This window comes from Streptomyces sp. NL15-2K, from assembly GCF_030551255.1.
GTDB lineage: Bacteria > Actinomycetota > Actinomycetes > Streptomycetales > Streptomycetaceae > Streptomyces.
On sequence record NZ_CP130630.1, the window covers coordinates 7,591,959 to 7,606,508 of the forward strand.

At 69.4% G+C, this 14,550-nt stretch carries 11 protein-coding genes; 8 read left to right on the forward strand and 3 right to left on the reverse strand.

Annotation, left to right across the window (positions count from 1 at the left end; genetic code table 11):
- Nucleotides 1-26: 26 nt before the first annotated feature.
- Nucleotides 27-1,055 (reverse strand): ABC transporter permease, encoded by a 1,029-nt coding sequence (locus Q4V64_RS34370; protein WP_172629132.1) that lies wholly within the window; start codon nucleotides 1,053-1,055, stop codon nucleotides 27-29.
- A 479-nt stretch (nucleotides 1,056-1,534) separates the two neighbouring features.
- On the opposite strand from Q4V64_RS34370, the gene Q4V64_RS34375 reads away from it, so the two are divergent.
- From Q4V64_RS34375 to Q4V64_RS34395, 5 genes are read left to right on the forward strand one after another with little or no spacing between them, the layout of a single operon-like run.
- Nucleotides 1,535-3,166, forward strand: a complete 1,632-nt coding sequence (locus Q4V64_RS34375) for an ABC transporter substrate-binding protein (protein WP_124439343.1) — start codon at nucleotides 1,535-1,537, stop codon at nucleotides 3,164-3,166.
- Between the two features lie 6 nt (nucleotides 3,167-3,172).
- The gene (locus Q4V64_RS34380) at nucleotides 3,173-4,096 is read left to right on the forward strand and encodes an ABC transporter permease (protein ID WP_124439342.1); all 924 of its coding nucleotides are present in this window, start codon (nucleotides 3,173-3,175) and stop codon (nucleotides 4,094-4,096) included.
- Nucleotides 4,089-5,060 (forward strand): ABC transporter permease, encoded by a 972-nt coding sequence (locus Q4V64_RS34385; protein WP_124439341.1) that lies wholly within the window; start codon nucleotides 4,089-4,091, stop codon nucleotides 5,058-5,060. Before Q4V64_RS34380 ends, Q4V64_RS34385 begins: the two co-directional genes overlap by 8 nt.
- 9 nt (nucleotides 5,061-5,069) lie before the next feature.
- Nucleotides 5,070-6,044, forward strand: a complete 975-nt coding sequence (locus Q4V64_RS34390) for an ABC transporter ATP-binding protein (RefSeq protein ID WP_124439340.1) — start codon at nucleotides 5,070-5,072, stop codon at nucleotides 6,042-6,044.
- Nucleotides 6,037-7,083 carry a dipeptide ABC transporter ATP-binding protein gene (locus Q4V64_RS34395; protein WP_124439339.1) on the forward strand — a complete coding sequence of 349 codons (1,047 nt, stop codon included), beginning with the start codon at nucleotides 6,037-6,039 and terminating at the stop codon, nucleotides 7,081-7,083. Before Q4V64_RS34390 ends, Q4V64_RS34395 begins: the two co-directional genes overlap by 8 nt.
- Nucleotides 7,084-7,300: 217 nt before the next feature.
- Here Q4V64_RS34395 and Q4V64_RS34400 read toward each other — a convergent pair whose 3' ends face one another.
- The gene (locus tag Q4V64_RS34400; protein ID WP_124439338.1) at nucleotides 7,301-9,478 is read right to left on the reverse strand and encodes a prolyl oligopeptidase family serine peptidase; all 2,178 of its coding nucleotides are present in this window, start codon (nucleotides 9,476-9,478) and stop codon (nucleotides 7,301-7,303) included.
- 233 nt (nucleotides 9,479-9,711) lie between these two features.
- Here Q4V64_RS34400 and Q4V64_RS34405 point away from each other — a divergent pair, with 233 nt between their 5' ends.
- Nucleotides 9,712-9,906 carry a hypothetical protein gene (locus Q4V64_RS34405; RefSeq protein ID WP_095753716.1) on the forward strand — a complete coding sequence of 65 codons (195 nt, stop codon included), beginning with the start codon at nucleotides 9,712-9,714 and terminating at the stop codon, nucleotides 9,904-9,906.
- A 1,088-nt stretch (nucleotides 9,907-10,994) separates the two neighbouring features.
- Here the strand turns inward: Q4V64_RS34405 and Q4V64_RS34410 are convergent.
- Nucleotides 10,995-12,002, reverse strand: a complete 1,008-nt coding sequence (locus tag Q4V64_RS34410; RefSeq protein ID WP_124445744.1) for an IS110 family transposase — start codon at nucleotides 12,000-12,002, stop codon at nucleotides 10,995-10,997.
- Nucleotides 12,003-13,189: 1,187 nt separating this feature from the next.
- Between Q4V64_RS34410 and mshB the strand changes: the two genes are divergently transcribed.
- Both mshB and Q4V64_RS34420 read left to right on the forward strand, forming a co-directional pair.
- Entirely contained in the window at nucleotides 13,190-14,104 is a 915-nt protein-coding gene (gene mshB / locus Q4V64_RS34415) for an N-acetyl-1-D-myo-inositol-2-amino-2-deoxy-alpha-D-glucopyranoside deacetylase (protein WP_124442413.1), read from the forward strand.
- Nucleotides 14,104-14,520: a DUF6113 family protein gene (locus tag Q4V64_RS34420; RefSeq protein WP_124442412.1), complete on the forward strand. Its 417-nt coding sequence runs from the start codon at nucleotides 14,104-14,106 to the stop codon at nucleotides 14,518-14,520. The genes mshB and Q4V64_RS34420 overlap by 1 nt, the downstream gene beginning before the upstream one ends.
- Nucleotides 14,521-14,550 lie beyond the last annotated feature (30 nt).

Consider the following 14,550-nt stretch of genomic DNA (forward strand, 5'->3'; position numbering starts at 1 on the left):
GGGTCTGGGGCCTCCGGCACGGAGGGCTACCGCTTGGACTTCGGGTCGAGCGCGTCACGCACCGAGTCGCCGAGCAGGTTGAACGCGAGGACGAAGATCACCATCGACAGGCCCGGGAAGAGCATGAAGGTGATGTCCTCGGTGTAGAACTCGGCACCTCGCTGGATCATGACGCCCCAGTCCGGGGTCGGGTCGATCATGCCGACGCCGAGGAAGGCGAGACCCGCCTCCGCCGTGACGAAGGCCGGAAGCATCAGCGTGGACTGGATGATGATCGGGGTCCACAGGTTGGGCAGCAGTTCCTTGAAGATGATGCGCCGCGGTGACGCGCCCGTGACCTTGGCGGCCTCGACGAACTCCCGCTCACGCAGGCCGAGTACCTGGCCGCGCAGGAGTCGGGCGATCGAGGCCCAGCCGAAGGCGGAGAGGACCAGGATCAGCGCGGTGGCCCGCAGCCAGGTCGGGATGTTCTCGTCGGGGGCGACGAAGAGGCCGTAGACGACCGGCATGAAGGCGATGAAGAACAGCGTGGAGGGGAACGACAGGACGATGTCCATGATCCGGCCGACCAGGTAGTCGGTCTTGCCGCCCAGGTAGCCCGCGGTGACACCGATGACCACGCCGAGGAAGGCGGTGAGCAGGGTGGTGGCCACGGCGATGCCCAGCGAGGTGCGGATCGCGTAGAGCAGGAAGGTGAAGACGTCACGGCCGAGTTGGGGCTCGATGCCGAACCAGAACTCCGAGCTCATACCGCCGTTCGGACCCGCGGGGTAGGAGAAGGCGTTGAGCAGCTCCGGGCGCTGACTGGCGTAAGTGGTGTACGGATCCTTGCCGTACAGCTTCGCTATCAGCGGGGCGGCGAGCGCGATCACGAAGAAGAAGATCACGACGTACGCCGAAATGACGCCGGTGCGGTCCCGCTTGAAGCGGTTCCAGGCCAGGCGACCGGGGGAGCGGCTCTCGTTGCCCTGTGGGGTGGAGGGCGAGGGCGACTTCACGACGCTGTCGTCGGTCACCTCGAGCGGAACAGCCGCAGATGAAGTTGGGAGGGTCATGGTGCTCCTGGCCCAGGGAGGGTCTGAATGACTCCGCAGGGCACTCCCCTACGGGCTACGCCGGACTTTTTCAACGCAATTAGTTCAAGGTCAATAAAATCTCGTTCAACTTGGGTTCCTCTTTACGTTCTTTACCTCCGCTTGACCCTCCCGTAGCTACGCGTGTAGCGCGCTGTAATAGACCCGTGTCTTACATCCGACCAAACGGGCTAACCCGGCAAGCGGTTCGGTATGCGGACACCTTCGTACCAAAATGCGTACACCGAGGGGTCGTAATCCAACGGTTCGGCATCGGATGGCGAAGATCCATTGCACGTTCAGGTGAAGATCGATGAACACGGTTGCGGATCCTCCGTCTCGTCACCCCGTTCGGACGCGTGCATCCGGATGGCAGATCCCTCCAAAGGTGGGGTACGTGTGCGCTTCGCGCTGATTGCCCGGATATTTGCCGGTAACGGATCAGCATGAGGAGGCACTCCATGCGTGGAGCCAGGCACGCCAGACGGGCCGCCTGCGCGGCGGCGGCAGCCCTCGCCGCGACGGCCTGCGGGGGCGGGAGCGGCGACAGTGCCGGGGCCGGCGGTACGGTGCTCAGCTCCTCCTGGGGAGACCCGCAGAACCCGCTCGAGCCGGCCAACACCAACGAGGTACAGGGCGGCAAGGTCCTCGACATGATCTTCCGGGGCCTGAAGCGGTACGACCCGGAGACCGGCGAGGCCGAGAACATGCTCGCCGAGAAGATCGAGACCTCGGACTCGCGGAACTTCACCATCACCGTCAAGGACGGCTGGACGTTCAGCAACGGCGAGGCCGTCACCGCCAAGTCCTTCGTCGACGCCTGGAACTACGGGGCCGGTCTGAGGAACAATCAGAAGAACGCCTACTTCTTCGGATACATCGAGGGCTACGACAAGGTCCACCCGGAGGACGGCGGCAAACAGAGCGCCGACACGCTCTCCGGCCTGACGGTCACCGGCGACAGGACCCTCACCGTCAGGCTCGGCCAGAAGTTCTCGGGCTTCCCGGACACCCTCGGCTACAACGCCTTCGCCCCGCTGCCCAGGGCCTTCTTCGACGACCACGACGCCTGGGTGCGCAAGCCGATCGGCAACGGCCCGTACACCGTCGAGTCGTACATCAAGGGCTCGCAGATGTCCCTGCGGGCGTGGGATGCCTACCCCGGCGAGGACAAGGCACGAAACGGCGGCGTCGACCTGAAGGTCTACACCGACAACAACACCGCCTACACCGACCTGCTGGCCGGCAACCTCGACCTCGCCGACGACATCCCGGCCTCCCAGCTGAGGAACGCTCAGAACGACCTCGGCGACCGGTACATCAACACCCCGGCCGGCATCATCCAGACCCTCGCCTTCCCGTACTACGACAAGGCCTGGAACAAGCCCGGCATGGAGAAGGTCCGCACCGGCCTGTCCCGGGCGATCAACCGCCGGCAGATCACCGACACCATCTTCCACAACACCCGCACCCCCGCCACCGACTGGACCTCCCCGGTCCTCGGCGAGGACGGCGGCTACCAGGCAGGCCTGTGCGGGGACGCCTGCGCGTACGACCCCGACGCGGCCAGGAAGCTGATCGAGGAGGGCGGCGGGCTGCCCGGCGGGCGGCTCAGGATCACGTACAACGCGGACAGCGGCTCCCACCGGCAGTGGGTCGACGCGGTCTGCAACTCCATCAACAACGCCCTCGACAACGACAAGGCCTGCGTCGGCAACCCGATCGGCACCTTCGCCGACTTCCGCAACCGGATGAGTGACGAGAAGATGCCCGGCCCGTTCCGCGCCGGCTGGCAGATGGACTACCCGCTGATCCAGAACTTCCTCCAGCCGCTCTACTACACGGGCGCCTCCTCCAACGACGGCAAGTGGACCAACAAGGAGTTCGACAAGCTCGTCGACGAGGCCAACGCCGAGACCGACGCGGGGGCGGCGGTGGAGAAGTTCCGGCAGGCCGAGGAGGTTCTCAGGGACCACATGGGCGCGATCCCGCTCTGGTACCAGAACGGCAGCGCCGGCTACTCGCAGCGGCTGTCCGACGTGAAGCTCAACCCCTTCAGCGTCCCGGTGTACGACCAGATCAAGGTCGGCTGAGGCCCCGTGGGACGGTACGTCGCCCGGCGGCTGCTCCAGATGATCCCGGTCTTCGTCGGGTCCACCCTGCTGATCTTCCTCATGGTGAACGTGATGGGTGACCCCGTCGCGGGCCTGTGCGGCGAACGGCAGTGCGACCCGGCGACGGCCGCTCAGCTCAAGCGGGAGTTCGGTCTCGACCAGCCGGTCTGGCAGCAGTACCTGACCTACATGGGCAACGTCTTCACCGGCGACTTCGGCACCGCGTTCAACGGCCAGAAGGTCACCGAGCTGATGTCGACGGCGTTCCCCGTCACCCTCCGGCTGACGATCGTGGCGATCCTCTTCGAGATCGTCATCGGCATCACCCTGGGCGTCGTCACGGGACTTCGGCGCGGACGCCCCGTCGACACCTCCGTCCTGATGGTCACCCTCGTCGTGATCTCCGTCCCCACCTTCGTCACCGGGCTGCTGCTCCAACTGCTCCTCGGCGTCGAGTGGGGCTGGACCAGACCGTCGGTGTCGACGGACGCCACGTTCGGCGAGCTGATCGTGCCTGGCCTGGTCCTCGCCTCGGTCTCGCTCGCCTACGTGACCCGGCTGACCCGCACATCGATCGCGGAGAACCGGAGATCCGACTATGTGCGTACGGCGGTGGCCAAGGGGCTCCCCCGACGACGGGTCATCACCCGGCACCTGCTGCGCAACTCGCTGATCCCCGTGGTCACCTTCATCGGCACGGACATCGGCGCCCTGATGGGCGGAGCGATCGTCACCGAGCGCATCTTCAACATCCACGGCGTCGGCTATCAGCTCTACCAGGGGATTCTCCGCCAGAACACCCAAACCGTCGTCGGCTTCGTGACGGTCCTCGTCCTGGTGTTCCTGGTCGCCAACCTGCTCGTCGACCTCCTGTACGCCGTCCTCGACCCCAGGATCCGTTATGCCTGAGCAGCAGTCCTATGAGCCCGAGGGAGCCATCGCCGGGACGGGCATGGGCGGCGCGATGGACCTCGCGACCTCCGAGGGGGCGACCCTCGAACAAACTTCCTCAGCCGTCCCCGACGGACGGGCCCGCTCCCTGTGGTCCGATGCCTGGCACGACCTGCGCCGCAACCCCGTCTTCATCGTCTCCGGCCTGGTCATCCTCTTCCTCGTCGTCATCTCCCTCTGGCCGTCCCTGATCGCCTCCGGCAGCCCCCTCAAGTGCGACCTCGCCAAGGCCCAGGAGGGCTCGCAGCCCGGCCATCCCTTCGGCTTCGACGGCCAGGGCTGTGACGTCTACACGCGCACCGTCCACGGCGCCCGTACGTCCGTCACGGTCGGCGTCTGCGCCACGCTGGGGGTCGCCGTCCTGGGCTCGGTCCTCGGCGGGCTCGCCGGATTCTTCGGCGGGATCTGGGACTCGATCCTGTCCCGGATCACCGACGTCTTCTTCGCGATCCCGGTCGTGCTCGGCGGCCTGGTGCTGCTGTCGGTCGTCACCAGCAGCACCGTCTGGCCCGTGATCGGATTCATGGTGCTGCTGGGCTGGCCGCAGATCTCCCGCATCGCCCGCGGCTCCGTCATCACCGCCCGGCAGAACGACTACGTGCAGGCCGCCCGGGCACTGGGCGCCTCCAACACCCGCCTGCTGCTCAGGCACATCACCCCCAACGCGGTCGCGCCCGTCATCGTCGTGGCGACCATCGCGCTCGGTACGTACATCGCGCTGGAGGCGACCCTGTCGTACCTCGGTGTCGGGCTGAAGCCGCCGACGGTCAGCTGGGGGATCGACATCTCCTCGGCGTCCGCCTACATCCGGCAGGCCCCGCACATGCTGCTCTGGCCGGCCGGGGCGCTCGCGCTCACCGTGCTCGCGTTCATCATGCTCGGCGACGCGGTGCGCGACGCCCTCGACCCGAAGCTGAGGTGAGCCGCCGTCATGCTGCTCGAAGTGCGTGACCTGCACGTGGAGTTCCGGACCCGGGACGGCGTCGCCAAGGCCGTCAACGGCGTCAGCTACGCCGTGGACGCGGGCGAGACGCTCGCCGTGCTCGGCGAGTCCGGCTCCGGCAAGTCGGTGACCGCCCAGGCGGTGATGGGGATCCTCGACATGCCTCCCGGGCGGATCACCGGCGGCGAGATCCTCTTCCAGGGCAAGGACCTCCTGAAGCTGAAGGAGGAGGAGCGGCGGAAGGTCCGGGGCGCCGAGATGGCGATGATCTTCCAGGACGCACTGTCCTCGCTGAACCCCGTGCTGAGCGTCGGCGATCAGCTCGGCGAGATGTTCGTGGTCCACCGGGGCATGTCGAAGAAGGACGCGCGGGCGAAGGCCGTGGAGCTGATGGACCGCGTCCGCATCCCCGCGGCCAGGGAACGGGTGAAGCAGTACCCGCACCAGTTCTCGGGAGGCATGCGCCAACGCATCATGATCGCGATGGCGCTGGCCCTCGAACCGGCACTGATCATCGCCGACGAACCGACCACGGCCCTCGACGTGACGGTCCAGGCCCAGGTCATGGACCTGCTCGCCGAGTTGCGGCGCGAGTACGACATGGGGCTGATCCTGATCACCCACGACCTGGGCGTCGTCGCGGACGTGGCCGACCGGATCGCCGTGATGTACGCGGGCCGGATCGTGGAGTCGGCGCCGGTGCACGACCTCTACAAGGCGCCCGCCCACCCCTACACCCAGGGCCTGTTGGACTCCATCCCGCGCCTGGACCAGAAGGGCCAGGAGCTCTACGCGATCAAGGGCCTGCCTCCCAACCTCACGAACATCCCGCCCGGTTGCGCCTTCAACCCCCGCTGCCCGACGGCCCAGGACCTGTGCCGAACCGACGTACCACCGCTCCACGACGTGTCCGAGGACCGGGGGAGCGCCTGCCACTTCTGGAGGGAGTGCCTGCATGGCTGAGCCGATTCTGGAGGTCAGCGGGCTGTACAAGCACTACCCGCTCACCACGGGCGTCCTCTTCAAGAAGCAGGTCGGCGCGGTGAAGGCGGTCGACGGCGTCGACTTCGAGCTGCACCGCGGCGAAACCCTGGGCATCGTCGGCGAGTCCGGCTGCGGCAAGTCGACGGTCGCCAAGATGCTGGTCAACCTGGAACGGCCGACGGCCGGGACGATCAAGTACAAGGGCGAGGACATCACCAAGCTGTCCGGCCGCGCCCTGAAGGCCGTACGCCGCAACATCCAGATGGTCTTCCAGGACCCGTACACCTCGCTCAACCCCCGGATGACGGTGGGGGACATCGTCGGGGAGCCGTACGACATCCACCCGGAGGTGGCCCCGAAGGGCGACCGGCGGCGGAAGGTCCAGGAACTCCTGGACGTGGTCGGCCTGAACCCGGAGTACATCAACCGCTACCCCCACCAGTTCTCCGGCGGCCAGCGCCAACGCATCGGCATCGCGAGGGGATTGGCGCTGCGCCCCGAGGTGATCGTCGCCGACGAGCCCGTCTCGGCCCTGGACGTCTCGGTCCAGGCGCAGGTCATCAACCTGATGGCGAGCCTGCAGAGCGAGTTCGACCTCTCCTACGTCTTCATCGCGCACGACCTGTCGATCGTCCGGCACATCTCGGACCGGGTCGGGGTCATGTACCTCGGGCGGATCGTGGAGATCGGCGACGACGTCGAGATCTACGACCATCCGACGCACCCCTACACCCAGGCACTGCTCTCCGCGGTCCCCGTGCCGGACCCGGAGGACCGTGAACACCGCGAACGCATCATCCTCGCGGGCGACGTCCCGTCCCCCACGAACATCCCCTCCGGCTGCCGCTTCCGCACCCGCTGCTGGAAGGCCCAGGAACGGTGTGCCGTGGAGGTGCCGGCGCTGGCGGTGCCGGACGGGTTCCGGTTGGAGAGCGGGCCGGCGGCGCATGACTCGGCGTGCCACTTCGCGGAGCGAAAGGGCCGGGATAACCGCACAAATGCCTACCAACTGCGTTAACACGCAGGCAACTCAGCTGACCCGATCCCGATATACGGACGCGTCAATCTGAACAACGTACGGCCGTGCGGGTGCCGTAAACGGGCCGGAGCGCGCCATGTCGCTCCGGCCCGTTGCCCCTTTTTGCGCCTAAACCGGCGCCGCTCTCGCGGACGTGGCTGGTGCTTCGTCGTGGTTCCTCAATTGATGGTTGCGGCGCTCTGTGGAGTGTCGCTGCTCAGCCCAGATCGAGAGCGCGCCGGAGGAAGTCCACCTGGAGCAACAGCAGGTTCTCCGCGACCTGCTCCTGCGGGGTCATGTGCGTCACCCCGGACAGCGGCAGCACCTCGTGCGGGCGGCCGGCGGCCAGGAGCGCGGAGGACAGGCGCAGGGCGTGGGCGAACACGACATTGTCGTCGGCCGTGCCGTGCACGATCATCAGCGGCCGGTGCGGCTCGGCGGGGGAGGAGAGCCCCTCGTCGGTGACGAGCGAACTCTTCGCGTACGACTCCGGGTGCGCGGCCGGGTCGCCCAGGTACCGCTCCGTGTAATGGGTGTCGTACAGCCGCCAGTCCGTGACCGGGGCGCCCGCGACGGCCGCGTGGAAGACGTCCGGTCGGCGCAGCACCGCGAGGCCGGCCAGCCAGCCGCCGTAGGACCAGCCGCGGATCGCCACCCGGGTCAGGTCGAGGGGGTACGACTTCGCGAGGTCCTGGAGCGCGTCGATCTGGTCGTCCAGGGAGACCGTGAAGTCGTGGTGGACGGCCTTCTCCCAGGCGGGAGAGCGGCCGGGGGTGCCGCGGCCGTCGGCGACGACCACCGCGAAACCCTGGTCGGCGAACCACTGCGAGGTGAGGTGCGCGTTGTGCGCGGCGACCACGCGCGGGCCGTGCGGACCGCCGTAGGGATCCAGGAGCACGGGAAGGGGGGTCCCGCGGGGAATGCCGCCGGGAGTGCCGCCGGGAATGTCGCCAGGCCTGTCGCCGGGAGTGTCATGGGGGTAGTCCGTAGGCATAAGCACGGCGCACGGGATTCGCCGTGCGCCCCCCTCGGTGAGAATCACGCGCGGGGACAGACCGGGATCTTCGGCGTACGAGGTGATGGTCGCCGTTCGTTTTCCGTCGCGCAGCACCTGAGCCCGGGCGCCCGGTCGGCCGAGTGTCGCGGACACCAGCACGATCACGCCCCCGGCGCGTACCGCCGAGTGCACACCGGGCTCCTGCGAGACGCGCTCCATGCCGAGTTCGTTGACCCGGTAGACGTGCACCTCGCCGGTCTCCGGGGCCTCGGCCTCCTCGCCCGCCGACGCCGAGACCAGCACGTCGTCGTCGGAGACGTCCAGCACCGCACGCACGTGCAACTGGGCTCCCGTCAGCGGCCGTTCCCCGACCGCGAGCACCCGCGCACCGCCCTCGTCGGCGATGCGGACCAGCTGCCCGGAGGGGCTCCAGCACGGCACCCCAGGGAAAAGTTCCAGCCAAACTGGATCTTCGTCCGCGTGCACCATCCGGGTAGCGCCGGTCTCCGGATCCACCGCCAGGAACAGCTGACTGCGCTGGTCGCGCGCTTGTACGAGCAGCAGCGGCGCACCCGCCGCTGACCAGTGCACATGCGCCAGATACGGGTAGCGCGCCCGGTCCCAGACAACCTCCGTGCGCACCCCGTCCAGGCCGATCACGAACAGCCGCACGTCCGCGTTGTCCGTGCCCGCCGCCGGATACGGCACGTGGTGTGGCTCACGCTCGGGGTCGGCCGGATCGGAGATCCACCATCGTCGCACCGGCGTGTCGTCCACGCGCGCCACCAGCAGCCGGTCCGACTCCGGCGACCACCAGAAGCCCCGTGACCGGCCCATCTCCTCGGCCGCGATGAACTCGGCCAGACCGTACGTGACCTGCTCCGCGTCCGGCTCGGCGAGCACCCGGTCGCCCTCGCCCTCGGCGCCCACGACCCGCAGGGCGCCCTGCGCGACGTACGCGATGTGCCGCCCGTCGGGGGAGGGGCGGGGGTCGATCACCGGCCCGGCAACGGGCAGCTCACGTGCCGTACCGGCCCGCAGCTCGGCCGCGAAAAGCCGCCCTGACAAGGCGAAAGAGGCCAACTCCACGGCCGTGTCGGTGGCGTAGCCGACGATGCCGGCGCCGCCCTCGCGGCTGCGTTCACGCCGTGCTCGTTCCTCCGGCGAGAGGTGCTCCGCGTCGCCGCCCAGGAGGGCGCGCGGGTCGGCGGCCACGCGCTCCCCGCCCTCCGTCAGGTCGAGCACCCACAGCGCGTTGGCCCGGTCCGTGCCGGAGCTCGAACGCAGGAAGACGACACGGGAACCGTCCGGCGCCACGCTGAACGCGCGCGGCGCGCCCAGCGTGAAGCGCTGGGTACGGGCGTGCCGACGGGGAAAAGAGTCAGGCTCGGTGGTCATGCCATGACCATATTGGCCATGCGCCCCCTTGTGCGGCAGTGCGCCGATCGATGCGCGCGTATGGATAGTTATGATCATTGGCGCATGGTGGGTATCAACCCGCTGGCTGCTGTACGGATTTCATGGATCTATCTGCCTCATGGTCCCGACCCGTCCGACCCCGTCCGACCCTGTTCGATCCCGTCCGACCCGTCCGATCCCCACGTCCCTGGGTTCTTTGGAGGTGAGCCGCCGTGGCACTCTCGATTTCGGCGGTGGTGCTGCTGGCGATCATCGTCTTCCTTCTGATCAAGAAGTCAGGGCTGAAGGGCGGGCACGCGGTCGTGTGCATCCTCCTCGGCTTCTACCTCGCGTCCTCGACGGTCGCCCCGACGATCAGCGAGCTGACGACGAACATCGCGGGCATGATCGGAAGCATTAAGTTCTGAGGTCCTGGGCCTGCTCCTGGCCTGCGCGAGGGCGATGGCCCGTTCTGAGTGGCCCAGGCCCAGGCCAAGGCCTGGGCCTGGGCCAGGGACAAGGCGAGGTCCAGGGCGTGGCCGAGCAGCCGCTGCATGGGCCTGCGGGGGCGATTCGGCGGAGCCCCGTTTCAGGTGGCCGTGGGGCCGCCCGCTTCTTTGCCAGTGTCGTGCTTCCACGACCCGAGTAAAGGGCGCTCCGCTGACGCTCCGCGTCGCCTTCGGCGATCGGCCTGCGGCCGACCCTTGACTCGGCTCGCTCCAGCACGGGTGAGAAGCGAGCGGGCGGCCCGGAGGGATGGGTGGCCCAGGTGAGGGTCCCTTGGGTTGGTTGGGGGGTGGGCCGGGGTTCAGGGGGCGCGGTCGCGTCTCGCCAGCACGCCGGGTCGCCTCAGCGACGAACGGCCCATCCGCGCCTGGGGCTGGGCCGCCCCGGCCGGGTGGCACGCCGGGTCGGCTGAGCGACGACCGGTGAGACCGGTGAGTGGGTGGCGGCGGTGCGCGTCGGCGGAGCGGGGACACACCGGACCGGCTGAGCGAGTGGGCTCAGCGAGTGGGCTCAGCGACTGCGGTCAGCAGGGCGATGACCGCCCCGTCCGGGCGGCTTCGCCCCACGGGCCCCGCGAGGACGTCCCCGCCCGGTAATTGGCAGATCTGTTCCACCCCCGGGAAGGAAAACCCCACCCATGAGGGCCGGGCCTGTCAAGGGTCGTAGACGGCCACCGCCTGCGGCCTTTCGGTTGGATGCCGGGGCGTTTTCCTTGTGGAGCTTCCTCGCGGTCCCGACCGCCGCTCGTCGGCCTCCGGCTCGGACGCCGAGGAAGCGTCACGGATGTTCAGGGCTGCGGTCGTTGACGTCCCCGATGCTCTTGTGGCCGGCGGAGTGGTCTCACATCCACCCATTCGGCGTCCGGCTGGACAGGCCGGCGCCATGACCGTGGTTCGGGGATCCGGGCTGCTCAGTCAGGTCATCGAGCGCGGCCGCGAGGCCGTCTCATGGGGTTTTACGAGCTCACCCGGTGTCTTCGGCCGCCCCTGGCGGTTGTTGTCGGTCAGCGTCATCGGGCCCCCTGCCGGTCGTGTGGGGCTGGGACGGCGCGCAGGAGGTGGTAGGCGCGGGCCAGCAGGCGGCGGGCGATCGCGGTGGTGGCGATCTTCTTGCCGCGGCGGTGGGCGAGGCGCTGGTAAGTAGCGGCGAAGTCCGGTGAACGTTTCGCGGTCTGGGCTGCCTCGCACAAGATCCACCGCAGCCAGGGCGAGCCCTGCTTGGAGATGTGACCGTGCCGGACGGTGAGGTCGGAGCTGCGGACGGTGGGGGTGAGCCCGGCCCAGGCAGCGAGCTTGCGGGCGGAGGGGAAGCGGGTGACGTCGCCGATCTCGGCTGCGATGATCAGGGCGGTGAGCGTGCCCACGCCGGGCAGCTGGGTGAGGGCTTTGACCCGCGGATCACCGCGCGCGTGCGCGACCAGTTGTTCATCGAGAGCGTCGATGGGTTCTTTGAGGGCGTCGATCAGACCGAGGAGGTCGTCGACCACGCGGCGCGAGGCGTCCGGCAGATCAAGGCCCTCCAGCCAGGCCCGTCCCGGGGAGGTGAAATAGCTGCCCGGGCGGTCGCAGCCGTAATCCGCCAGGACGGCGTGGACGCGGTTGCGCAGCAGCGTGCGCAGACGGACCAGCTGGCAGCGGTGCCGCACCAGGGCCCGCTGCTGCCGCACGCCCAGCGGGGCGATCCATGCCTCCGGCAGCAGATCCGCGCGCAGCAGCTGCGCGAGGGTCGCCGCGTCCACCTTGTCGTTCTTCAGCCGGGCGGAGGCGATGGCCTTGCACCGCAGCGGGTGCACCAGGTGCGGCTCGAAGCCGTAGTCCTCCAGCAGCTCCACCAGCCAGCCCCAGCCGTAGGCGGCCTCGAAGGCGACCGGCGCACCGATCGGAAGATCCCCGATCACCGACAGCACCGGCTCCACCCCATTGGGCACGTTCCGGTTCACCCGCACCGCGCCATCGTCCTCGACCACCGCAATCTGCGACCGCTTGCGGTGCACGTCGATACCGACGTAGACAGACATTGAGGGCCTCCTTCCTGAGCTCGTGCATACCCGGACGATAGGAATCACCGGGCTGAGCAGGGAAGGGGGCCCGGCCCTCATAGGGTCAGGTCACGTGGCCGTGCAGGTGGAACAGATCTGCCAATTACCGGGCGGGTGACCGATTTGTCCGACGCCGCGATCTCTCGGCAGCCGCTGAGCCGGACCAACCGGGCCAAAGGGACCGACCGGCCCACCCGGTGCACGCCCCCGCACCCGCCCACCACTCACCGGCCCGCCACCCACTGCGCCCACCGGGCGTGCCGCCACTCCCGCGCATCCCCGGCCGCCAGTCGCCAAAACCGGCCCCGGCGTACCGCCACTCGGCCGACGCGCCCCCAGCCACCCACAGGCCGTCGGTGGTCACGTCCGCCGAGTCGGCCCGAAGGACCCGGCCCCGCTGGTGCGCACCCGGCGCCGCCCACCGGCCCGCCATCCGCTGAGCCCACCAGGCGTCCCGCCCCAGCCAGCGCGCCCGCAGCCACCCACCAGCCACACACGCTGGACTGCCCCGGCGTGCCGCCGCCCGGCAGGTGCGCCCCCAGCCGCCCACCCACCGATCGCCGCTGAGGCGGCCCGGCGTCCCGCCACCCGACCGGTGCGCCCCCAACCACCACTCACCGCACGTCGCTGAGTCCACCCGGCGTCCCGCCCCAGCCAGCGCGCCCCCAGCCGCCCACCCACCGATCGCCGCTGAGGCGGCCCGGCGTGCCGCCACCCGACCGGTGCGCCCCCAGCCGCCCACCCACCGCTCGTCGCTAAGCCGACCCGGCGTGCCGCCCCCCAGCCAGCGCGCCTCAGCCGCCCACTCACCCCTCGCCGCCAAGCCGGCCCGGCGTGCTGGCGAGGCGCGAGCGCGCCCCCTGAACCCCGGCCCAGCCCCCAACCAACCCAAGGGACCCCCACCTGGGCCACCCATCCCTCCGGGCCGCCCGCTCGCTTCTCACCCGTGCTGGAGCGAGCCGAGTCAAGGGTCGGCCGCAGGCCGATCGCCGAAGGCGACGCGGAGCGACAGCGGAGCGCCCTTTACTCGGGTCGTGGAAGCACGACACTGGCAAAGAAGCGGGCGGCCCCACGGCCAACCTGCAAACGCCGGACACGAAGGAGGTCCATGCCTCCAGCGCCGGGGAGGTAGTGAGGGCAGGGCGAGTGCCTCGTAGGGTGGGCGCATGACGGAACTGCCCGCCCGGCGTCTGTTGCTGGTGCACGCGCACCCGGACGACGAGTCGATCAACAACGGCGCGACCATGGCCAAGTACGCGGCCGAGGGCGCCCGGGTGACCCTGGTCACCTGCACCCTCGGCGAGCGCGGCGAGGTCATTCCGCCCGAGCTCGCGCATCTGACCGGCGCCGCCCTTGGCGAGCACCGGCTGCGTGAGCTCACGGCCGCGATGCGCGCGCTCGGCGTCGAGGACTTCCGGCGGCTGGGCGGCTCCGGGCGCTACCAGGACTCCGGGATGATGGGCCTCACCGACAACGATGACCCGGCCTGCCTGTGGCAGGCCGACGTCGACGAGGCGGCTCGGTATCTCGTCGAGGTGATCCTCGATGTGCGGCCCCAGGTGCTTGTCACCTATGACCCCAATGGCGGGTACGGGCATCCCGACCACGTCCAGGCACACCGTGTGGCCATGCGGGCCGTGGAGCTGGCCGCAGAGGCCGGCTGGGAGATCGCCAAGGTCTACTGGAACCGCGTACCGCGCTCCGTCGCCGAAGACGCCTTCGCGGCGCTTCAGCGGGACCTGCCCGGCCTCCCCTTCACCAAGGCCGGTGTCCTCGACGACGTGCCGGGCGTGGTCGACGACGAGGTCATCACCACCGAGATCGACGGCAGCGCGTACGCCGCCGCCAAGGCCGCCGCGATGCGCGCGCACGCCACCCAGGTCACGGTGGCCGAGCCGTACTTCGTGCTCTCCAACGAGCTCGCCCAGCCCGTCTTCAGCACCGAGTACTACGAGTTGGTGCGGGGGGAGCCGGCGGCCTCCGGCTCTCGGGAGAGCGATCTGTTCGCCGGAATCGCCGGCATTAACGGGCTCAATGAAATCGCCGGAATCCCCGGAATCGCCGGGATCGAGGAGGCGTGATGAAGTCCGCAGAACGTTCTTCGATGCTGGCGCAGCCGTTGCACCGCCCCTCCCTCGGGCGGGCCGCCGCCTACCTGGGGCTCTTCGTGCTCGGCGTGGTCGTCGGCATCGCCGGGGCGCTGGTGCAGAGCGGCTGGTTCCCGGGCGGGCTGCTGCTCGCGCTCGCCGGTGAGGCCGGGCTCTGCCTGGGCGGGGCGCGGGCGGCCGGCAGCCGGGGTGGGGCCGTCGCGCCCGCCGGCGGCTGGATGATCGCGGTCATCCTGCTCACCGCCAGTCGACCGGAAGGGGATTTCGTCTTCGCCGCGGAAAGCGGCTCCTATCTCTTCCTGCTCGGCGGCATGGCTGTGGCTGTGATCTGCGCCACCCTCGCTCAGGGGCGGCAACCAGACGGGGACGCCGTCCGACTTGGCAAGTGACGTACCACTTCGCCGCACCGAGTCCGTGCG

Bases quoted from the DNA above. Each gene is read 5' to 3' on its own strand.
- Q4V64_RS34370 (WP_172629132.1), bottom strand. From the start codon at position 1,055: ATGACCCTCCCAACTTCATCTGCGGCTGTTCCGCTCGAGGTGACCGAC.
- Q4V64_RS34375 (WP_124439343.1), top strand. From the start codon at position 1,535: ATGCGTGGAGCCAGGCACGCCAGACGGGCCGCCTGCGCGGCGGCGGCA.
- Q4V64_RS34385 (WP_124439341.1), top strand. From the start codon at position 4,089: ATGCCTGAGCAGCAGTCCTATGAGCCCGAGGGAGCCATCGCCGGGACG.
- Q4V64_RS34390 (WP_124439340.1), top strand. From the start codon at position 5,070: ATGCTGCTCGAAGTGCGTGACCTGCACGTGGAGTTCCGGACCCGGGAC.
- Q4V64_RS34395 (WP_124439339.1), top strand. From the start codon at position 6,037: ATGGCTGAGCCGATTCTGGAGGTCAGCGGGCTGTACAAGCACTACCCG.
- Q4V64_RS34400 (WP_124439338.1), bottom strand. From the start codon at position 9,478: ATGACCACCGAGCCTGACTCTTTTCCCCGTCGGCACGCCCGTACCCAG.
- Q4V64_RS34410 (WP_124445744.1), bottom strand. From the start codon at position 12,002: ATGTCTGTCTACGTCGGTATCGACGTGCACCGCAAGCGGTCGCAGATT.
- mshB (WP_124442413.1), top strand. From the start codon at position 13,190: ATGACGGAACTGCCCGCCCGGCGTCTGTTGCTGGTGCACGCGCACCCG.
- Q4V64_RS34420 (WP_124442412.1), top strand. From the start codon at position 14,104: ATGAAGTCCGCAGAACGTTCTTCGATGCTGGCGCAGCCGTTGCACCGC.